This window comes from Streptomyces sp. NPDC005962 (genome assembly GCF_040629205.1).
GTDB lineage: Bacteria > Actinomycetota > Actinomycetes > Streptomycetales > Streptomycetaceae > Streptomyces.
In genome coordinates, this window is the sequence record NZ_JBEXVE010000009.1 from 242,163 (window position 1) to 261,978 (window position 19,816).

20 protein-coding genes are annotated in these 19,816 nt (G+C 72.3%); 9 read left to right on the plus strand and 11 right to left on the minus strand.

Features of this window, described 5'->3' with window-relative positions; genetic code table 11:
- Positions 1-339: 339 nt before the first annotated feature.
- Together ABZ370_RS17855 and ABZ370_RS17860 are read right to left on the minus strand one after the other, a co-directional pair.
- Complete coding sequence (locus tag ABZ370_RS17855; protein WP_358621599.1) at positions 340-2,442, minus strand: ATP-binding protein; 2,103 nt, start codon at positions 2,440-2,442, stop codon at positions 340-342.
- 102 nt (positions 2,443-2,544) lie between these two features.
- Positions 2,545-2,769: a hypothetical protein gene (locus ABZ370_RS17860; protein ID WP_358621413.1), complete on the minus strand. Its 225-nt coding sequence runs from the start codon at positions 2,767-2,769 to the stop codon at positions 2,545-2,547.
- A gap of 109 nt (positions 2,770-2,878) precedes the next feature.
- Between ABZ370_RS17860 and ABZ370_RS17865 the strand changes: the two genes are divergently transcribed.
- Positions 2,879-3,151 (plus strand): hypothetical protein, encoded by a 273-nt coding sequence (locus tag ABZ370_RS17865; RefSeq protein ID WP_358621415.1) that lies wholly within the window; start codon positions 2,879-2,881, stop codon positions 3,149-3,151.
- Positions 3,152-3,282: 131 nt separating this feature from the next.
- On the opposite strand, the gene ABZ370_RS17870 is transcribed toward ABZ370_RS17865, so the two are convergent.
- Entirely contained in the window at positions 3,283-3,507 is a 225-nt protein-coding gene (locus ABZ370_RS17870) for a DUF397 domain-containing protein (protein WP_358621418.1), read from the minus strand.
- Positions 3,507-4,328, minus strand: a complete 822-nt coding sequence (locus tag ABZ370_RS17875; protein ID WP_358621420.1) for a helix-turn-helix transcriptional regulator — start codon at positions 4,326-4,328, stop codon at positions 3,507-3,509. The genes ABZ370_RS17870 and ABZ370_RS17875 overlap by 1 nt, the downstream gene beginning before the upstream one ends.
- Positions 4,329-4,461: 133 nt before the next feature.
- On the opposite strand from ABZ370_RS17875, the gene ABZ370_RS17880 reads away from it, so the two are divergent.
- The 5 genes from ABZ370_RS17880 to ABZ370_RS17900 all read left to right on the plus strand — a co-directional run bounded on the left by ABZ370_RS17880 (position 4,462) and on the right by ABZ370_RS17900 (position 7,352).
- Positions 4,462-4,674: a hypothetical protein gene (locus tag ABZ370_RS17880; RefSeq protein ID WP_358621422.1), complete on the plus strand. Its 213-nt coding sequence runs from the start codon at positions 4,462-4,464 to the stop codon at positions 4,672-4,674.
- Complete coding sequence (locus tag ABZ370_RS17885; RefSeq protein WP_358621424.1) at positions 4,671-4,901, plus strand: hypothetical protein; 231 nt, start codon at positions 4,671-4,673, stop codon at positions 4,899-4,901. The genes ABZ370_RS17880 and ABZ370_RS17885 overlap by 4 nt, the downstream gene beginning before the upstream one ends.
- An 18-nt stretch (positions 4,902-4,919) precedes the next feature.
- Positions 4,920-6,122: an aromatic acid exporter family protein gene (locus tag ABZ370_RS17890; protein WP_358621426.1), complete on the plus strand. Its 1,203-nt coding sequence runs from the start codon at positions 4,920-4,922 to the stop codon at positions 6,120-6,122.
- Between the two features lie 163 nt (positions 6,123-6,285).
- The gene (locus ABZ370_RS17895) at positions 6,286-6,966 is read left to right on the plus strand and encodes a glycoside hydrolase family 25 protein (RefSeq protein ID WP_358621428.1); all 681 of its coding nucleotides are present in this window, start codon (positions 6,286-6,288) and stop codon (positions 6,964-6,966) included.
- Between the two features lie 77 nt (positions 6,967-7,043).
- Positions 7,044-7,352 (plus strand): hypothetical protein, encoded by a 309-nt coding sequence (locus tag ABZ370_RS17900; protein WP_358621431.1) that lies wholly within the window; start codon positions 7,044-7,046, stop codon positions 7,350-7,352.
- Between the two features lie 80 nt (positions 7,353-7,432).
- Here the strand turns inward: ABZ370_RS17900 and ABZ370_RS17905 are convergent, their stop codons facing one another.
- From ABZ370_RS17905 to ABZ370_RS17925, 5 genes are all read right to left on the minus strand, one after another.
- Entirely contained in the window at positions 7,433-7,648 is a 216-nt protein-coding gene (locus ABZ370_RS17905) for an EF-hand domain-containing protein (RefSeq protein WP_358621433.1), read from the minus strand.
- Positions 7,649-7,722: 74 nt separating this feature from the next.
- The gene (locus tag ABZ370_RS17910; RefSeq protein ID WP_358621436.1) at positions 7,723-8,346 is read right to left on the minus strand and encodes an N-acetylmuramoyl-L-alanine amidase; all 624 of its coding nucleotides are present in this window, start codon (positions 8,344-8,346) and stop codon (positions 7,723-7,725) included.
- A 416-nt stretch (positions 8,347-8,762) separates the two neighbouring features.
- Positions 8,763-9,269 (minus strand): ATP-binding protein, encoded by a 507-nt coding sequence (locus tag ABZ370_RS17915; protein WP_358621438.1) that lies wholly within the window; start codon positions 9,267-9,269, stop codon positions 8,763-8,765.
- A gap of 266 nt (positions 9,270-9,535) precedes the next feature.
- Positions 9,536-10,303: an enoyl-CoA hydratase-related protein gene (locus tag ABZ370_RS17920; protein ID WP_358621440.1), complete on the minus strand. Its 768-nt coding sequence runs from the start codon at positions 10,301-10,303 to the stop codon at positions 9,536-9,538.
- Between the two features lie 44 nt (positions 10,304-10,347).
- Complete coding sequence (locus ABZ370_RS17925) at positions 10,348-11,568, minus strand: Ig-like domain-containing protein (RefSeq protein WP_358621601.1); 1,221 nt, start codon at positions 11,566-11,568, stop codon at positions 10,348-10,350.
- 478 nt (positions 11,569-12,046) lie between these two features.
- On the opposite strand from ABZ370_RS17925, the gene glgX reads away from it, so the two are divergent.
- From glgX to ABZ370_RS17940, 3 genes are read left to right on the plus strand one after another with little or no spacing between them, the layout of a single operon-like run.
- The gene (gene glgX, locus ABZ370_RS17930) at positions 12,047-14,320 is read left to right on the plus strand and encodes a glycogen debranching protein GlgX (RefSeq protein ID WP_358621604.1); all 2,274 of its coding nucleotides are present in this window, start codon (positions 12,047-12,049) and stop codon (positions 14,318-14,320) included.
- 34 nt (positions 14,321-14,354) lie between these two features.
- Positions 14,355-16,196, plus strand: coding sequence for an ABC transporter ATP-binding protein (locus ABZ370_RS17935; protein ID WP_358621443.1), 1,842 nt, complete (start codon positions 14,355-14,357; stop codon positions 16,194-16,196).
- Complete coding sequence (locus ABZ370_RS17940; RefSeq protein ID WP_358621445.1) at positions 16,193-18,127, plus strand: ABC transporter transmembrane domain-containing protein; 1,935 nt, start codon at positions 16,193-16,195, stop codon at positions 18,125-18,127. Before ABZ370_RS17935 ends, ABZ370_RS17940 begins: the two co-directional genes overlap by 4 nt.
- A 6-nt stretch (positions 18,128-18,133) precedes the next feature.
- Here the strand turns inward: ABZ370_RS17940 and ABZ370_RS17945 are convergent, their stop codons facing one another.
- On the minus strand, positions 18,134-18,763 hold the full coding sequence (locus tag ABZ370_RS17945; protein ID WP_358621447.1) for an aspartate/glutamate racemase family protein: 630 nt from the start codon (positions 18,761-18,763) through the stop codon (positions 18,134-18,136).
- Between the two features lie 336 nt (positions 18,764-19,099).
- Entirely contained in the window at positions 19,100-19,813 is a 714-nt protein-coding gene (locus ABZ370_RS17950) for an AroM family protein (protein WP_358621450.1), read from the minus strand.
- Positions 19,814-19,816: the final 3 nt, after the last annotated feature.

Here is a 19,816-nt window from a genome sequence, read left to right on the forward strand (position 1 = left end):
CCGCCCCTCCCGCCTCGTCGGCGACTCCCCACCGGTGACCCCGGCCCCGGCCCCACTCCGGTCCGCCCCGTGGCAGACGGCCGGACGCCGGGTGGGCCCGACCCCGCCCCCCACCCGCATCGTCAGCGGCTCCGTACCCCCGGTTGTGGGCAATCGTTCCGCCGGGGGGGCACCTCCCAGCGGTAGCTGGGGGAGGAACGGGTGGGCACAACCCGGCCACCGGGCCGCACCCGGCAGCGAAACCTCCACCAGGCCGGGGTCCGGGGTGCCCCCGGTTTCGGGAAGGGGCGGGGTAGGGGAGAGGAACGCCCCCAGCCACCGCCCGGCGGCCAGCGGGGCCTACGCCTCGCAGAGCTCGCGCAGGTGGGCCAGGTAGGCCAGGTGAGGGGCCGCCTGCTCCGGGGTGAGGAGGCTCTGCGCTTCGGCGACCTTCGTCAGAGCCTCCGCGTCGTCCCCCGCCTCGTGCAGCGTCTCGGCGAGGTCGGTGAGGGTGCGGGCCAGGTTGTACGCCTCGTTCTGCGCCGCGAAGAAGGCCCGCGCGGACTCCAGCCGGTTGGCGGCTTCCGTCAGGTCCCCCATGCCACGCAGGGCGCGCCCCTGGTGGCGCTGGATCAGGGCGAGGGCGCGCGGGAGGTCCCCGGCGCCATCGTCGTCGGGGCCGATCCGCCCGTAGACGCGCTCCGCCTCGGCGAACCGTTCGTATGCCCGCGGGTACTGCCACTGGTACAGGCACAGCAGGCCCAGCATCTCGACGGATGACGCCTCGCCCCGGGCGTGCCCCGCCGCGCGTTCGCAGTCGACGGCGGCGCGCACCGCGCGTTCGGCCTCCTCCCACTGCCTCAGCTCGCCCAGGCAGTGGCCGAGCTGGAAGTGGAGGGCCCCGGCGAGGCGGGTCCGAGGGTGATGTTCGTCGGCGCAGCGGGCCGCGATGCGGAGGGCGGGCAGGGCCTCGTCCCAGTATCCGGCCTTCAGTTGCAGGGGCCACAGCGCGCGGGCCAGCCACAGCGCCGTGTCGACGTACTGGTACTCCTCGGCGACGGAGACCGCCCGGACCAGGTTGTCCGCCTCGGCGAGCAGCGCCGTCATGCCCGCGGCCTCATCGCCGTACGGGGTGTCCCCGTGGGGTGCGGACTCGGTGCGCCAGCTCTGCGGGAGGGCGGCGCGTGCGGCGTGCAGCGCGCGGTTCAGCAGGTCGTCGAGGGCGCGGGACACCGCCGCGACGCAGTCCGGGATGCCGTGCTCCGGGACCGCGGCGTCGGCCAAGTGACGGCGCACCTCGGGCCGGAAGCGGTAGCGGCCGTCCCCCACCGGCTCCATCAGCCGCACGTCCGCCGCCTCGGCGAGCATGCGGGCGGCGTCCTCCCGGGGCACGCCCGCGGCCTCTCCGGCCAGGCGGGCGTCGATGGCGGGCCAGCCGCCCAGCGCGGTCAACCGGCACAGCCGCGCCGCCTCCGGGCGGAGACGGCGGCAGGCGTCGTGGGCCATGCCGCGCACCGGATGCCGGTCCGGTGCGGGTTCCGTCCCGGACGCGGCGGACGGTTCGCCGGTCAGCAGACGTACCGCCGCGGCCTTCAGCGCGAAGGCGTTGCCCGCGCAGCCGTCGAGCAGGGCGGGCATGTGCGGCTTGGCGCGCGCGACCGGTTCCGGCCCCGCCACCTTGCGCAGCAACTCCACCGCGTCCCGGTCCTTCAGCGGCGGTACGGCGATCCGCTCAGCCTCCAGCAGGAACGCCGGTCCGGACGCGACGACCAGCAGGAACACCTCCGGGGTGGCCGGGATGAGGCCACGGACCTGCGCGGCCGAGGAGGCGTGGTCGATCACCACGAGCGCCCGGCGGCCCGCCGTCAACCGCCGGTACAGCGCTTCGCGCCCCACCTCGGTGGGCGGCATCTTGTCGGGGGCGACGCCCATCTGCCGCAGCAGGCGCAGCAGGACGACGGCCGGTTCGAGGCCGTTCTCGGCCGCGGTGTCGCGTGCGTCGACGTAGAACTGCCCGTCGGGGTACCGCGCGATCCGGTCGGCGCCGCAGTGCAGCGCCACCGCGCTGGTGCCGATGCCGGGCGACCCGTACAGCAGCGCGACCCGCGGCCGCCCTGCGGCGGGGCGGGTCGCCTCGCGCTTGAGCTTCTTCAGTACGGTCTGACGGTCGGTGAAGTCCCGCGTGGCGGGCGGCAGTCCGGCCCCCGGAAGCAAGTCCACCTCGGGCAGGCTCCGCAGCAGCCGGGAGAACTCATCCGTCCGGCGGGGGTCCTCCAGCAGCCGGGGGTGCATCTGACGCGCCAGCAGCTCCCACCCCTCCGGGCTGCTCGGCAGCGGCGCCTCCCGCCCCAGGGTCCGCCGCACCAGGGCGCCCGTCGAGACGAGCACCTGCTTGCCGACCTCTCCGGCGGCGCCGTTGCCCACCGCCGTAAGGAACGCGGTGAGCGCGCCCACCGTCACCATCTCGAACACACCAGCCCCTCCCACGGCCCCGGCCAGGTCCCTGGCAGGACTGTATCCCCCGAAGGCATCCCCCTGGCCGGACAGGGCGGCCGGGGTGTCCGCTCAGGTCTGGCCGAGGCCGAGTCCGCATCGGACCAGGAGCCGCACCCCCCACTGTCGGCGGATTCTGACGTTCCACGCCATGAACAGCAGGGGTGCGAGCTTCATCAGCTCTTCGATGACCGGGTCGGCAGTGTAGCTCGCCGCCCGCACGACCTTGACCAGCGACTCCCCGGTGTTCTCGGAGACCCCGCGCGTGTACGCCGCCGCCACCATGAGCAGCGCCACGCCCAGCCCCCGACGGATGTTCGATCCGGATGGCGAGGCCAAAGGGCGGGCATGAGCGCGACAAGGGAATGAGAAGGGAGGAGATCCCGCTCCTGCGACCATGGGGCCCATGGCCACTCCTCCCGCCCCCGGCAAAGGCCCCACCAGGCCGGTGTCCGTATCCCTCCACGAGGGCATGATCGCTGCGCTCAAAGAGCGCATCGGCAAGCGCGGCATGTCGGCATACGTCGAAGCCCTCATCCAGCGCCAACTGGAGCGGGACCGGCTGCGTGAGTTGATCGAGGATGCTGAAGCCGAGCATGGGCCGGTCGATCAGGCCTCGGTCGAAGGGAAGCGGGCCCTCCTGCGACGAGCCACGGCGGACTCGACAGACGCCGCGTGAGCGGGACGCTGGTCGTGTACCGCGACTGGCTGTTCAAGCTCGTACGGCGCGCGGACGCCGCGTGGTCAAGGTCTGACGACAGCCCCGTCGCTCTCGTACGAGAGGACGACGGGGCCTCGCGGCGCTGTGCCTCAGGCGGTGGGGAACTCTCCGCCGCGCAGGGCGGTGGTGAACGAGTCCCACGCGGCCGCCGGGAAGACCAGGGCGGGACCCGCCGAGTTCTTGCTGTCCCGCACCGGGACGACACCGGCGGTGGCGGCTATGCCAGGCGCGAACTCCACGCACTGACCTTCGTCGCCGCTGCTGTAACTGGACCTGACCCACTCAGCGCACGACAGGTCGAGGGCGGCTTCCATCAGGTGTACTCCTCCATCACTCTACGGATCATGTCCAACGACTCCTTGGGGTGAAGAGCCGCAGCCCGAAGCCGTTGGTACCTGGCCGCGGCGCGCTCCACTTCCGCCTTGGAGTCGACCATCTGACCCGACATCGCCGTATCCGCGTACGCGATGTCCGGCCCTTCGTCGAACGTCAGAAGCGTGAAGCTTCCCGGCACAGGTGGCGCTCCTGCCGCGAACGGCAGTACCTGCAAGGTGACGTCCGGGGCTTCTGCTTCCTTGAGGAGATGGGCGAGTTGCGCACGCATCACGTCGGCGCCGCCCACGACGGTACGTACACAGGCCTCGTTCAGGATGCACCACAGCAGCGGAGTTGCGTCTTTCTCCATCACCTCCCGCCTTCGCAGCCGCCGCTCCACTTTGGCTTCGATCTTGACGTCATCCTCTCGTGGATGGGCACTACGGAAGACCGCCCGTGCGTAGTCGGCCGTCTGCAACATGCCCATGACGAACGTGGCTGAGTAGTCCAGGATGCTCGTCGCCTGCCGCTCGAACTGGACGTACGGCACGAACCAGTCCGGATAGCCGTGCTGACTCGCGCGCTCCCGCAGCCGCCAGAACAAACCCGGGGTACAGAAGACCTGGTCGCACGCCTTCGCGAACTCCTGGCTGGCCAGCCGCTCACCCGCCTCCACCTTGGCCACATATTGCTGCCCGTAGTTGGCTTCCAAGCCCAACTCCCGCTGGCTCAGCTTCGCCCGCAGCCGCCAGATCCGCACCTCGGCGCCGAGAAACGCCGGGCCGCTCTCCGGTTCCGAACCCTCGTCGGTCTCACTCACCTGTGGATCTCCCCTCACCCCAAGCCTCCTGGTGTGCCCCGATCCCTGTTGCGCGCGGCCCCGCAGGGCAACGCTGGGAGTACACACAGTGATTAAAGCTCGCAAGAGACATCCAGGTCAGGAAGAACCCCCCATGGTGTTTCCCTCCGAACACATCAACGAATCCAGCGGCGCACCTCCGCCGGAGCCGGACGCCTGCTCCCGCTGCCGCCACTACGAGGTGCTGCGCGAAGAGGCCGAACAGGCCGGGGACTACAGCAGGGCCACCGACTACGAGGTGCTGCGCCGCCGCCATCCCGCCCACACCGTCCACATCCGCATCAACCCCGGAGAGCGAACCGCATGAACCAGCAGAGCAGCCAGCCGCAGCGCCCCGTCCCCGGGCAGTTGGCGTACGACCCGGCCAGCGACCGGACGGGGGTGGTGCAGGCGGTGCACTCGCCCGACGAATTGCTCTTCGATCACCAGGCGACCGGCTATCGGGTGGCCTTCCTCCGGCCGGAGCGGGGTGGGGTCGAGTGGACGGCCGACGCCGCCACCCTCCGTTTCCCCTCAGGTGAGAGGGGCCGCTGAGGGGGAACCCATAGCCGGATGGACGGCCAGACGAGCACAGGCGGTGGGCATGACGAGGAACGGACGAGGCGGGGGCGGCTGCGGGAGTGGGGGCGGTGGGCAGCGGGGGCGCATGGGCCGGAGCGGCACACGCTGCTGCTGATCTGCAAGAGCACCCTCGCCGCCACCCTCGCGTGGTTCACGGCGGAGGATCTGCTGCACGCCCAGTCCCCCGCGTTCGCGCCCTTCTCCGCCGTCCTCATCATGAACGTGACGGTGTACCAGTCGATCGCGCAGTCCCTGCGCTATGTCGCCGCGGTGGTGACGGGGGTGGCGGTCCAGGCGGCGCTGGGGTTCGTGACCGGGCCCGATCCGCTGACGTTCGTCCTGGTCGCCGTGATCGCGCTGACGATAGGGCAGTGGAGAGCGCTGGGGGCGCAGCGGTCGCAGGTCGCGACGGCGGCGTTCTTCGCGTTCTCCACGTACGTCTCCGCGACGGACAACGCGGAACGGGCCACCCAGCTGGGCCAGATCGTGCTGCTCGTCCTGGTCGGCTGTTCGCTCGGGCTGCTGGTGAACGTCGTGCTCGTCCCGCCGCTGCGGTACCGCAGCGCGGAGTACGGCATCCGGGCCCTGGCCGGGGCGCTGGAGTCGCTGCTCGCCGATATGGGACCGGCACTGCGGGACGGCGAGTGCGCCGAGGAGCACGCGCGGCACTGGCGTTCGCGGTCCGGCCACGCCCAGGCGCTGGTCACCCAGGCGAGGTCGGGGCTGCAGACCGCGGAGGAGAGCGTTCCGTTCAATCCGCGGCGGCTGCTGCCCCGGCACCGGGGGCGCACGTCGTTCGCGAACTACCGCGCCGTTCTGGACGCGCTGGAGCGGGCCGCGTATCAACTGGCGTCGCTCACCCGGAGCTTGGAGCGGTGGCGCGACGAGGAGCGGGACTACTCCTACCGGCGGTTTCTGCGCTGCTACGGCGGTTTCCTCGGCTCGCTGGAGGAGATCGTGCGGGTCCTGGCCCGGCTGGACGAGACGCATCTGCGGGACCAGGCCGCGCAGTTGTGCGAGCTGGCCGAGGACATGCAGCGGCAGCGCCGGACCGTCACCGAGCAGGCGGAGAGCGACGGTCTGCCGCTGGGCGACCCCACGCGGCCGTACGGGGTGCTGGTGATCGAGGCGACCCGGTTGACGGAGGAGTTCCAGTACACCTGCGATGTCCTGCAGACTCATGTCCGGGGGTGAGCCGGTGACTTATCACGGCGGTGGGGAGGAAACACGAATTTCCCGGCCAAATCAGTCGCATGTGCAAATACCGTGCGTGACCCCCACAGCGTTGCGTAGTGTCCTGGACAGGGCATGACAAGGGAGACCGCCCGTCCCCTTTTCCACTTCTGAGGCAGGAACCATGCTGCACGGCATCGACGTGAGTTCGCACCAGTCCAGCTTCGACACGGACGGACTGGCCTTCGTCTTCATCAAGGCCACCGAGGGCCGGTCGTACATCAACCCGAAGCAGTCCTCGCAGGCGGCCCGGGCGCGCAAGGCCGGGTGCGTCGTCGGCTTCTACCACTTCCTGTGGCCCGGGAACATCGCCGCGCAGGCCAAGTACTTCGTCGAGAAGTGCGCCTCCCAGAAGCACGATCTGCTCGCCGTGGACTGGGAGACCACCGGCTCGGGGACGCGCGCGAGCAACGCGGAAAAGGACCGGTTCATCCGGGAGGTCAAGAAGCTGCGGCCCACCCACCGGGTGCTGCTGTACTGCAACCGGAGCTTCTGGCTCAACCACGACACCACGTCCTACTCCGGGGACGGGCTGTGGATCGCCGACTACGTCGCGTCGGGCAAGCCGCGGATCAAGGCGAAGTGGCGGATTCACCAGTACACCGACCGGCCGGTGGACAAGAACGTGGCCGACTTCTCCAGCAAGACATCGCTGAAGACCTGGGCCACGGTGACCCGGGTGGCGAACGCGCTGGAGGACCTCGTGGACGGCGACGACGAGGAAGAGCGCACGGAGGAGAGCGAGACGACGGCGCAGCCGGAGACGAAGGGGCAGGCCGAGGCGGAGGGGCAGAGCCAGGCGTAAGGGCGGTCGCGGCGGCATCACGGGCGAGGACATTGCCGGTGGGGGCGTTGTCGGTGGGGGCGCCTACGCTTCCCGGTATGAGCTACGCAGACCTGCACGAACTCCGCAGCGCGCTCACGACCGCGTCCGACATCGCCTTTTCCCTCGACGCCAGCCCCTCGGGCCAGGAGACCGAGCAGCTCGCCGACGCGCTGCGCCGGGCGCTCGCCGCAGCCGGTGCGCTGACCGCCGAGCACGGGGCGACCGGCTGCGCCCAGCATCCGCGCGGGGCCGTCGATCCGCTGTACGGGGACGCGGACGATCCGCTGCCGCCCGGCTATGGCCGCTGTCTGCTGTGCAACGACCGGCGGCGGCGGGCGAGCGCACAGCGGCGCGGCTGGCGCTGACGCGCCGGCGGCGCCGCCGTGCGGCCCGGACCGGACCGGACCGGAGCCGATGGGCAGCCCGGGAGGGGCGACCCGATGAGTCAGTCGTTGCCCTGAGCGGCCCAGAACTCGTCGAAGTTGAGCTGACCGTCTCCGTTGCCGTCATGGGCGTTGATGACGGCCTGGGCGACGGGCTCCGTGACATACGGGTCCCCCAGCTGCGCCATCACGCTCTTGTACTCGGCCGCCGTGATCAGTCCGTCCCCGTCGAGGTCGTACCGCTCGAACGCCTTGCGCGCCGCGTCGATGTCCGCCACCTGTTCCGCCCCTTTCGTGCGTGAGTCTGACCCGCACAGATTAGCGGCCTTGGTCAGAGGTTCCGCGCGCGTGGTCAGCCCTGGCCGACCAGCTCCATATAGCGGTCCCAGTCCCACAGCGGACCGGGGTCGGTGTGGTCGGCGCCGGGGACCTCGCTGTGGCCGATGATGTGCTCGCGGTCCTTGGGAATGCCGAAGCGGTCGCAGACGGCGGCGGTCAGGGCGGCGGACGAGGCGTACATCTCCTCGGTGAACCAGGCGGGGTCGTCCACCCACCCCTCGTGCTCGATGCCGATGCCGCGGTTGTTGTAGTCCTTGTTGCCCGCGTGCCACGCGACGTCCTTCTCGCGGACGAACTGCCCGATGTAGCCGTCGGCCGAGGCGACCATGTAGTGGGCGGACACCTGCCGGGCCGGGTCCTGGAAGATCTTCACCGCGTCCGGGAAGGTCTCCTGGGTCACATGGATGACGACGAAGTCGATCGGGTACGCGGTGGGGCGGCTGGAGACGCGGTAGTTGGAGGCGGAGGCCGGAATCCAGTGGGTGGGGGGATAGGCGGCGGCGCGGCGGCCGCGTCTGTCGGCGGCGTGGGCGGCGGGCGCGGTGGCGGTGGCGGCGAGTCCGAGGGCGGCGGCGCCGAGACCGGCGCCGGAGCGGAGGAGGGTGCGTCGGGTGGGGGCAGGGCCGTGCGCTTCCATGGGGGGCTCCCGAATGCAGTGCCAGGACAAGGGATCTGACGGGGTGTGACGCGCGTAGCGCGGATTCCCATGGTGAAGCGTCGGCAGGGCCATGCCAAGAACCGACAGGCAAAGAAAGAACCCGCGTCCCGGTCTGCACCACTGACGATTCCGTACCGGCCCTACAGGGAGATGAACAGCAAGGGAAACTCACAACTCTACCCGCCATTAACAAGGCAAGTGTCAGAGCTCACCTTGGATTGAGTTGGAGCTGATCCGGCGGGTCTGCAATAGTCAGGACCGCGGCCCCCCATTGACCCGGGCCAGGTCGTTCCCCCGAATGCCGTGGAGCCACACCCCTTCCGCTCCACGGCGGGGCGGACAGAGGTCCCCGGACCGTCACACGAGGACGGTCGGGACCTCTGCCCTAGGTCATCTCAGACGCTCTCCGTCACCCGCATCTCGAACCAGGTCGTCTTGCCGCACGGCAGCAGGTCCACGCCCCAGCGCTGCGAGAGCTGATCCACCAGCATGAGGCCGCGCCCGCTGGTGTCGAGCGCCCCGACCGGCAGCAGACACGGCAGCCCGCGCGACGGATCGCGCACCTCGACCCGAATCCAGCCGCGGCGGTGCAGCATCCGCAGCCCGAAGGTGCGGGCGCCGGTGTGGCGCACGGCGTTGCCCACCAGCTCCGAGACGAGCAGCACGGCGTATTCGGCGAGCTGACAGGTGAGCCCCCAGTCCCGCAGCACCACGAACTCGGTCAACCGGCGTGCGGTGGCCGCGGATTCGGGCCGGGACGGCAGCCGCACCTCTTCGTCCGCGGGATTCCCGAACAGTTCGAGCGCCCTGAGAGTCGGGTCCTCCCCGGCGGACGGCAGCCGCCGGACCGCAGCCGTACCAGTGCGCTGCTGCGGCTGCTCCATTCCCTCCAAGCCCGCCATGCCCCCCATGATGGACGCCCGAAAGACCATCCGGGGCGGAACCAGGGGATTCCGAACACCGGAGCCCCAGGCTCCACAAACCGATCCCAGTTGTGCCATTGGCAGCGCGGGGAGCCAAAACACCCCACTTGACCAGCGATGTCACCACGCGTATGCGTGATCACCCAGCGTACCGGAACCGGCCAACGGGCGGCCGCTCGGCAGGTGAAGAAATTCGCTCGCACGGGGCATACCCGAGCCGGTCAGGGGCCCGGTCAGCGGCAAGGTCAGGAGAACGTGGCCTTGCCCGGGCCGTCCTCGACGAAGCTCCGCATCCCGGTCTGCCGGTCCTCGGTGGCGAACAGCCCGGCGAACCAGTTGCGTTCGATGGCGAGCCCGGTGTCGAGGTCCGTCTCCAGCCCCGCGTCCACCGCCTCCTTGGCCGCGCGCAGCGCCATCGCCGGGCCCTTGGCCAGCTTCGCCGCCCAGGCGTGGGCCTGCTCGTAGACCTCCTCGGCCGGGACGACCCGGTCGACCAGCCCGATGGCGGCCGCCTCGTCGGCCTTCACCTGACGGCCCGTGAAGATGAGGTCCTTGGCCCGGGAGGGGCCCACCAGCCGGGACAGGCGCTGGGTGCCGCCCGCGCCCGGGATCAGCCCGAGCAGGATCTCGGGCTGACCGAGCTTGGCGTTCTCGGCGGCGATCCGGAAGTCGGCGCACAGCGCCAGCTCGCAGCCGCCGCCGAGGGCGTAGCCGGTGATGGCGGCGACCACGGGCTTGGGGATGCGGGCGACGGCGGTGAAGGCGTCCTGCAGATCGCGGGAGCGGGCCACCATCGCGACGTGGTCCATGTCCCGCATCTCCTTGATGTCCGCGCCCGCCGCGAACACCTTCTCGCCGCCCCAGACGACCACGGCCCGTACGTCGTCGCGGCGGGTCACCTCGGCGGCGAGTTCCCGCAGCCGGTCCTGGGTGGCGACGTCGAGCGCGTTCATCGGGGGGCGGTCGAGACGGAAGGTGGCCACGCCGTCGGCGAGCTCAAGATTCACAGTCATACGCCGCAGATTAGTGGCCGTGGATGCGCGCCGCCCGGGTGCCTCTACGCCTTCCACTTCTCCCAGGACATGTTCCAGTCGCTGAGCCCGTTGCCCGGCTGGATCGTTTCGTCGTCCGAGTTCTTCACGATGACCACGTCCCCGATGAGCGACTGGCCGAAGAACCAGGCAGCCGGGGTGGACGGATCGCCTCCGCCGCGCTGGTCGAAGAGGCCGACGCAGCCGTGGCTGACGTTGGCCGTGCCGAACGTGGACTTGCCCGCCCAGTAGTTGCCGTGGAGGAAGGTGCCGGAGTCCGACAGCCGCATCGCGTGCGGCACGTCCTTGATGTCGTACTCGCCCTTGAAGCCGACCGTCGCGCCGTCCATCCGGGTCACGGCGAGCTTCTCGCTGATGACCATGATGCCGTTGTACGTCTCGTGGCCGGGAGCGCCCGAGGTGATCGGGAGCGTCTTGAGGGTCTTGCCGTCCCGCTTGATCTTCATGGTGTGGGCCTTGGAGTCCACGACGGATATCTGGCTGCGGCCGACGGTGAACTTCACGGTCTTGCTCTGGTCCCCGTACACCCCCGGGCGGCCCTCGACGCCGTCGAGGTCCAGCTTGAGCGTCACCTTGGTGCCGGGCTTCCAGTACTTCTCGGGGCGGAAATCCAGCCGGTCGTTGCCGAACCAGTGGCTCGCGATCGGCACCGACGGGGAGGCGCTGACCTTGATGCCCTTCTCGATCGCGCCCGGGTCGGTGATCCCCCGGTTGAAGCGGAGCGAGACCGGCATGCCGACGCCGACCTTGGAGCCGTCCTCCGGGGTGTAGACGCCGACGAAGGTCTCCTCGGGCTTGAGCGTGGTGAAGGTGGTGTGCTTGCGGGCCGCGCGGCCGTCCGCGTCCTTCGCGAGGGCGTCCACCGTGTACGTGGTGTCGGCGCGCAGGTGCCCGTCCGGCTTCCAGCTCGTGCCGCTCCCGGCGGTCTTCCCGGCGACCGCGCGGCCCTTGTCGTCCTCGACCTTGACGGACGTCAGCTTGCCCTTGGCGGAGGTGACCTTGAGCGCGCCGCTGGTGCCGACGCCCTTCGCCCCGTCCCCCGGTTCGACCGACACCACGGCCCGGGAGGGCCTCGGCTTGGCGGCCTCGGTGTCCTTGCCCTGCTTGCCGTCGTCGCCGGAACCGCCTCCGCCGCACGCGGCCACCAGCGTCAGCAACGCGCCGAGCAGCAGCGCGAAAAGTCCCCTGCGGGCCCGCGCCCGCGATATCCCCGGCATCCCCGGCATCCCCGAAATCGGCCGCACCCTCACAACTGCTCCCCTCTGCGGAGCCGCGGCCCCCGCGGCAGCCCCGTCACGCACAGACGCGCACCCGCGCGCATGCCGATAGGTAATCACATCGCACCGACAGCGGGATCATGTCCGAGGGTTACGGTTCTGTCCCAGGTGGGAGCGGTCCCCGTGACCGGGCGCGGGTGCGCTGGGCGCGCACCGCCGCCGCGCCGGGGCGCGGAAACGTGAGGGCCGCCGGGATTGCGGGCACAAAAGGGCTACCGGGCACAGCCGGACGCGGTCGGGACGCCGCGGGGCGGTGCCGCCCGGTCCGTCGGGCTCCGGACGGGAGGTGCGGAGCCCGGTCCCGTGCGAGCCGCCGGAGGCGCATGTGTCGAAAGCAGTCGAGCAGCACACCCTGGAGCCCTCCGACGGCTTACCCGCCCCGCCCGCCGCCGGACCGGCCCTCCGCCGCCCCGCCGCGCCCGCACCGCTGCCCGCCCCGCGCGGCGGCGCCCCCACGGCCGGACCCGCGACCGGACCCGCCGGACCCGCCGCGTGGCCGGGCGGTCCGCAGCCGCTCGGCGCGCGGGTGCACCGCGGGCCCGACGGGGTGCCCGGCACCAACTTCGCGCTGTGGGCGGGCGGTGCGGAGGCCGTCGAGCTGTGCCTGTTCGACGACGACGGCGGGGAGAGCCGCCACTCGCTGACCGAGCAGACCCATGAGATCTGGCACGGCTTCGTACCCGGGGTGCTGCCCGGCCGCCGGTACGGCTACCGCGTGCACGGCCGCTGGGACCCGTGGACCGGCGCCCGCTGGAACCCGGCCAAGCTGCTGCTGGACCCGTACGCGCGCGCCGTGGACGGCGACTTCGGGCGGCCCGGCGGTCCGCTGCCCGCCGAGGTCTACGGCCACGTACGGGACTGGCCGCAGCAGCACGTCGCCGACACCGTACGGGACGAGCGCGACTCGGCCCCGTACGTTCCCAAGGGCGTCGTCCTGGGCGACGAGGCCCCGGGCGGGCCGCCGGACGGGTGGACCGGGGACCGCCGCCCCAGGACCCCCCTGGCCGAGTCGGTGATCTACGAACTCCATGTGCGCGGCTTCACCATGCGCCACCCCGGCGTCCCGCCCGAGCTGCGCGGCACCTACGCCGGGCTCGCCCACCCCGCCGCGATCGAGCACCTCACCCGGCTCGGGGTGACGGCGGTGGAGCTGCTGCCGGTGCACCAGTTCGCGCACGAGGACCATCTGCTGCGGCGGAACCTGCGCAACTACTGGGGCTACAACTCCATCGGCTACTTCGCCCCGCACTCCGGATACGCGGCCACCGGCACCCGGGGCCAGCAGGTGGGCGAGTTCCGGCGGATGGTGCGCGCCCTGCACGCCGCCGGGATCGAGGTCATCCTCGACGTCGTCTACAACCACACCGCCGAGGCGGGCGAGCTGGGCCCGACCCTCTCGCTGCGCGGCATCGACAACCGCGGCTACTACCGCCTCCAGCAGGACCCGCGCCGCTACACCGACTTCACCGGCTGCGGCAACACCCTCCAGTCCGGTCAGCCGCAGGTGCTCCGGCTGATCACCGACTCGCTGCGCTACTGGGTCACCGAGATGGGCGTGGACGGCTTCCGCTTCGACCTGGCAGCCGCGCTGGCCCGCTCCGCGCACGGCGGCGGCACGGGCGTCGACATGCTCTCCCCGTTCCTCACCGTGATCGCCCAGGACCCGGTGCTGCGGCGCGTCAAGCTGATCGCCGAGCCCTGGGACGTGGGCTCCGGCGGCTACCAGGTGGGCGCGTTCCCCCCGCTGTGGGCCGAGTGGAACGACCGCTACCGCGACGCCGTACGGGACTTCTGGCGCGGCGCCCTGCCCGATGTGCGCGACCTCGGCTACCGGCTCTCCGGCTCCAGCGACCTGTACGGACACGGCGGACGCGGACCGTCCGCCTCTGTCAACTTCATCACCGCCCACGACGGTTTCACCCTCCGCGACCTGGTGAGTTACGACCTCAAGCACAACGAGGACAACGGCGAGGGCAACCGGGACGGCACCCATGACAACCGCTCCTGGAACAGCGGCGCCGAGGGCGAGACCGACGACCCGGACATCCGCGCCCTGCGCCGCCGCAGACTGCGCGGCCTGCTCGCCATCCTGCTGCTGTCCACCGGCGTCCCGATGCTCGTCGCGGGCGACGAGATGGGCCGCACCCAGGGCGGCAACAACAACGCGTACTGCCAGGACAACGCCACCGGCTGGGTCGACTGGTCGCTGCTGGACGACCCGGGCTGGCAGGCGCTCACCGATCTCACCGCCCGCCTGATCCGGCTGCGCCGCGCCCATCCGGTGCTGCGGCAGCCCGCCTTCTTCTCCGGCCGCGCCCGGCCCCCGGACGGGGTGCGCGACCTCGCCTGGTTCACGCCGCGCGGCGAGGAGATGACCGAATCCGACTGGTACGCGCCCCCGACCGCCCTCGGCGTCCACCTCTGCGGCCGTGACCTGCCGCAGCGCGATCCGCGGGGCGTGCCGGTCACCGACGACAGCTTTCTGACGCTGCTCCACGCGGGCGCCGGACCGCTGCCCTTCACGCTGCCCGGGCCGCCGTGGGCGGCGGGCTACGAACTCCTGCTGGACACCTCGCGCGAGGACCAGGACGCCCCACCCGGCGCACGGTACCCGGCGGGTGCGTCGATCGAGCTACCGGAGCGCTCGGTTCTGCTGCTGCGCGCTCTCCCGGCCGCGGACCTACGCCAAAAAACCGAGTGAGCTCTGTCAGTGGCGGACCGTAGTCTCGCCACTGATGGCTGTGACGACGACACCCCGGGCCCAGGAGGGCGGAGCCGCCCCGCGGCACCGCTCCACCACGCGCTCCCTGCTGCGGCTGTGGCCTTACCTGCGTCCGGTGCGGGCCCGGTTCTTCACGGCGGCGGGGGTGGCGGTAGTCGCCTCCTGCCTGGGCCTGGTCATCCCGCTCGTCCTCAAGTGGATGGTGGACGGGCCGGTCGCCGACCGCGACCCGGGCGGGGTGTGGCTGGGCGGTGCGCTGCTGTTCGCCCTCGGGCTGGCCGAGGCCGCGCTGTTCGGGCTGCGGCGCTGGCTGGTGGCGCGGCCGCTGGCGTCCGTCGAGGCCTCCATGCGCGCCTCTCTCTACCGCCATCTCCAGCGGCTGCCGGTCTCCTTCCACGACCGCTGGGCCTCGGGCCAGCTGCTGTCGCGGGCCACGACCGATCTGATGCTGCTGCGGCTGTTCCTGGCCTTCCCGCTGACCTTCCTGGTGGTCAACGGGGTCACCATCGTGGTCGGCTTCGCGATCCTGCTGGCGCAGCAGTGGGCGCTGGGGCTGGTGCTCCTGGCCCCGGCCATCCCGCTGATGATCTTCTGTTCGCTGTTCGAGAAGCGGTACGCGGCCGTGGCCCGCACCGCCCAGGACCAGACCGGGGATCTGACGACGGTCGTCGAGGAGGGCGTGCTCGGCATCCGCATCGTCAAGGGCTTCGGCCGCCACCGCAGCCAGGCCCGCGCCTTCCGGGCCCTCACGGAGCGGGTGCGCGCCACCGAGCTGCGCAAGGCGGGGATGCTGGCCACCATCTGGGCGCTGATCATGACCCTGCCGGAGCTGGCGATCGGCACGGCCCTGGTCCTCGGCACCATCCAGGTCGCCGACGGCGACCTCTCGGCGGGCACGCTCGTCGCCTTCCTGTCCACGGCCCTGGCCCTGCGCTGGCCGGTGGAGTCCCTGGGCTTCCTGCTGGCGCTGAGCCAGGACTCGGCGACGGCCACCGACCGCTTCTTCGAGGTCATGGACGCCACCCCGGCGGACGCGGCGGACGGCCCGGTGGAGAGGGCTTCCGTGCTGCCCCGGCAGCGGGACGAGGGCGGGCTGCGGTTCGAGGGGGTGGAGTTCCGGTACGGCGACGCCCCCGCGGCCGCCCCGCCCGTGCTGCGCGGGATCGACCTGCACATCCGCTCCGGCGAGACCATGGCGCTCGTCGGGGCGACGGGCTCCGGGAAGACCACGCTGACCGCCCTCGTACCGAGGCTGCACGAGGTGACGCGCGGGCGGATCACCCTCGACGGGCGGGACATCGCCGCGCTCCCCCGCGACGAGCTGCGCGCCCTGGTCGCCGTCGCCTTCGAGGAGCCCACCCTGTTCTCGGCGACGGCCGGTGAGAACGTGCTGATGGGCTCGGACGGTACGGGCGACGCGGGCGCCGATCGGGCAGCGCTGGTCCGGGCCCTGGAGGTGGCGCAGGCGGAGTTCGTGCACGCCCTGCCGAAGGGCACCGACACCGAGGTGGGCGAGCAGGGGCTGAGCCTGTCCGGCGGGCAGCGGCAGCGGCTCGCGCTGGCCCGCGCCGTCGTCGGCGCACCGCGCTTCCTGGTGCTGGACGACCCGCTGTCCGCGCTGGACGTGCACACCGAGGCGCGGGTGGAGGCGGCGTTGCGGCAGGTCCTCGCGACGACGACCGCGCTGGTCGTCGCGCACCGGCCGTCGACCGTGCTGCTCGCCGACCGGGTGGCGCTGATGGAGGACGGCCGTATCACCGCCGTCGGCACCCACCACCACATGCTGCGGGACAGCGCGGCCTACCGGGCGCTGATGTCGGGACAGGACGACGCGGAGGGGGAGGACGGCCCATGACGACGGCCGAGGACGCGCGGGACACCACGAAGGAGAAGCGCACGGCCAAGGGGAAGCGCACAGCCGAGGCGGACCGGACGGCCGAGGAGAAGCGCACGGCCGAAGAGGACCGCACGGCTGAGGAGGAGAGCCCGGTCGGGGGCGACCCCTTCGACCACGATGTGCTGCCCGCCCCCAAGGGCGCGTCCCTCTCCCTGCTGCGCTCGCTGCTCGCCCCGCGCCGCGCCCGCGTCCGGCTCGCGGCCGTCCTCCTGCTGCTGCAGCAGGCCGCGGTGCAGGCGGGCCCGCTGCTCGTCGCGTTCGCCATCGACCGCGCGGTGCCCGCCTTCCGGGACGGCGACCACGGCCCGCTCACCGCCGTCGGGGCCGCCTATCTGGGCTGCGCGCTGGCCTCCGGCGCCCTCCAGTTCGCGTTCATCCGCGCCTCCGCCCGCATCAGCCAGGACGTGCTGCTGGACCTGCGGGGCCGGATCTACCGCCATGCCCAGGTCCTCAGCGTGGACTTCCACGAGCGGTACACCTCGGGGCGGCTCATCTCCCGCGCCACGACGGACGTCGAATCGCTGCGAGAACTGCTCAACGAGGGGCTGGAGGAGCTGCTCGGCATCGCGCTGTCCGTCGTCTACATCGCCGCGACCCTGCTGTACCTGGACTGGGGGCTCGGCGCCGCGGCCGTGCTCTCCTTCTGGCCGCTGTATCTGCTCATCCGCTCCTTCCGGCGCAGGTCGATGCGCGTCTACCGCAAGCGGTCGACGGCCACCGCCGCCGTCATCGTCGCCTTCACCGAGACCATGAACGGCATCCGCCCGGTGCAGGCCTTCCGCCGCGAGCGCGCCAACGACACCCACTTCGGCGAACTGAACGACCGCCATCAGCGGATCAACGGGACCGCGATCCTGGAGATGGCCCGCTATGTCATCGGCTCCCGGCTGACCGCCAACACCGCGGTCGCCGCCATCGTGCTGTGGGGCGCCTACCGGGTCGCCTCGGGCGATCTGGAGCTGGGGGTGCTGGCCGCGGCCGCGCTGTATCTGCGCAGGCTGTACGACCCGATCGACCGCCTGGGCATGTTCCTCAACTCCTACCAGTCCGCCGCCGCCTCCCTGGAGAAGATCGCGGGCCTGCTGGCCCAGCGGCCCACCGTCCCCGAACCGGCCGACCCGCGCCCGCTGCCGCCGCGCCCCACGGAGGCGCCCGGCCGCGCCGTCGTCTTCGACGGGGTGCGCTTCGCCTACCGCACCGGCGGCGAGGTGCTGCCCCGCTTCGACCTCACCCTGCCCGCCGGGCAGACCGTCGCGGTGGTGGGCGCGACCGGCGCGGGCAAGTCCACCCTCGCCAAGCTGCTCGCCCGCTTCTACGACCCCACCGACGGCCGGGTGCTGCTCGACGGCGTCGACCTGCGCGACCTCGCCACCCCCGAACTGCGGCGCGGCGTGGTCATGGTGACCCAGGAGGCGTTCCTGTTCTCCGGCACGGTCGCCGACAACATCGCCATCGGCCGCCCCGACGCCACCCGCGCCGACATCGAACAGGCGGCGAAGGCCATCGGCGCGCACGACTTCATCACCGCCCTGCCCGACGGGTACGACACCGACGTCCGCAAGCGCGGCGGCCGCATCTCCGCGGGCCAGCGCCAACTGGTCGCCTTCGCCCGCGCCCTCCTCGCCGACCCCGCCGTCCTCATCCTCGACGAGGCCACGTCCTCCCTCGACATCCCGGGCGAACGCGCCGTCCAGCGCGCCATGGACACGGTCCTGCGCGGCCGCACCGCCGTCGTCATCGCCCACCGTCTCTCCACGGTGGAAATCGCCGACCGCGTCCTGGTGATGGCCGACGGCCACCTCGTCGAGGACGGCACCCCTGCCGAACTCATCGCGGGCGAGGGCCGCTTCGCGGCCCTGCGCCAGGCCTGGCGGGACAGCCTCGTGTGAGGGCGGCTACGCCGCGTACGACGCCATCAGACCGGCCGCGAGCACCGGGTCCACCACCGGCACCCGCAGGCGCTCCTCCAGCAGCGGGCGGATGCCGATGGTGTTGAGGCCGGTGCAGGCCAGCAGCAGGGTGTCCGCGCCGGAGCCGAGCAGTTCGGACGCGGCGTCGACCACCGCCTCGCGGCCGCCGGGGGCGCTGAGGTCGGTGGTGCGGTGGACGCCGTGCGGGCGGGCCGAACCGGCGAAGTGGTCGCCGAGGACGGCGCGTACGGCGGGCGGGGCCTGGTCGCGGATGCCGATCACGCCGACCCGGCGGCCGAGGCCGAGGCTGACCGCGGCGGCCGCCGAACCGGCGCCGATGACCGGTATGTCAACGGCCTCGCGGGTCAGGTCGAGTGCCGGGTCGGCGGCGCAGCTGATGATGAGGGCCTCGGCGCCCTCGTCGGCCAGTTCCCGGGCCAGGGAGACGATCTTCGGTTCGGCGCGGCGTTCCGACTCGTCATCGTGGATGCCGTGCGGCTGGCCGGGGATGCAGCGGGAGACGGTGGCGAGGGCGTACCGCTCCTCGATGACCCTGCCGTGGGCGCCGAGCGCCGTGGGGTCGTCACAGGTGAGGACGCGGATGATGCCATGCATGGGCGGTGGGTCTCCTCTCGGACGGGGCGGGTGAGTACGGGCCGGTGGAGCGAGCGGTGGAGATGCGGCCCGGCGCCGATACGGCCGGGCACGTGCGGGTCGGCGCGGGTATAGGGCGGGCGCGCCTACCGGGGTGAGGCAGGCGAGGTAGGCGCGGACTGAGCGGGCGCGGGCGAGGTGAGAGCAGGCGGGGCAGGTGCGGACGGGGTCGGCGCAGACGGCGCAGGTGCGGACGGGGCAGGTGCGGACGGCCTGGTGCGGACGGCCTGGTGCGGACGGCGCAGGTCGGAAGACGACGACCGGTGCGGGTGCTCGCGGGCGGGGGCATCGCTCGGGTCAGGGTGAGGCGGCGACGACCTCGGCTGCCATCCGGATCGCGATCGCGCGGGCCAGCAGCACCGGCCGCTCCGCGGCGCGCAGGGCGGCGGCGCGCATCCGCTCGGTGTAGCCGATGCAGTCCAGGACGATCCAGGTACTGCCGCCTGCCGCGAGGGTGCGCGCGGCCGCGGCGACCGCTTCCGGGGCGCTCCCGTCGGACGCGTACGGGTCGGCGGCCACGGCCCGGGCGCCGCCGGGCAGCAGCCGCGACCAGCGCGCGGCCACGTCCTCGGCCTGGTCCGGGTGCGGGCAGACGATGCCCACCGGGTCGTCGCCGACGGCGGCCGCGACGGCCCGCTGCACCAGCGGTTCGGCGAACAGCAGCGGCCGGGTGGCCCGTACGGCGGGGAAGCGTCCGGTGCACAGCAGCAGGGTCGCGGCGGCGCCGTCGCGCTCCGCGCGAGCGACCGCGCTCTCGATGCGCGGGACGAGCGCGCCGTGGCCGAGCAGCACCGAACGGCCGTCGCGCAGCCGGGAGATCAGCGGTGGTTCGCCGTCCTCGGGGGCCAGCAGGCGGCGGGTGGCGGCTTCGGCGTCGCCGTCGAAGCGGTCGGCGTCGAGCGCGCCGTGCTCGACCATGCGCACGCCGGGCAGCAGGGGTTCGGCGTCGGGGCGCAGGTCGGCGCGCGGGGCCTGGCCGATGGTGACCAGGCCGAGGGCAGGGGTATTCACAGG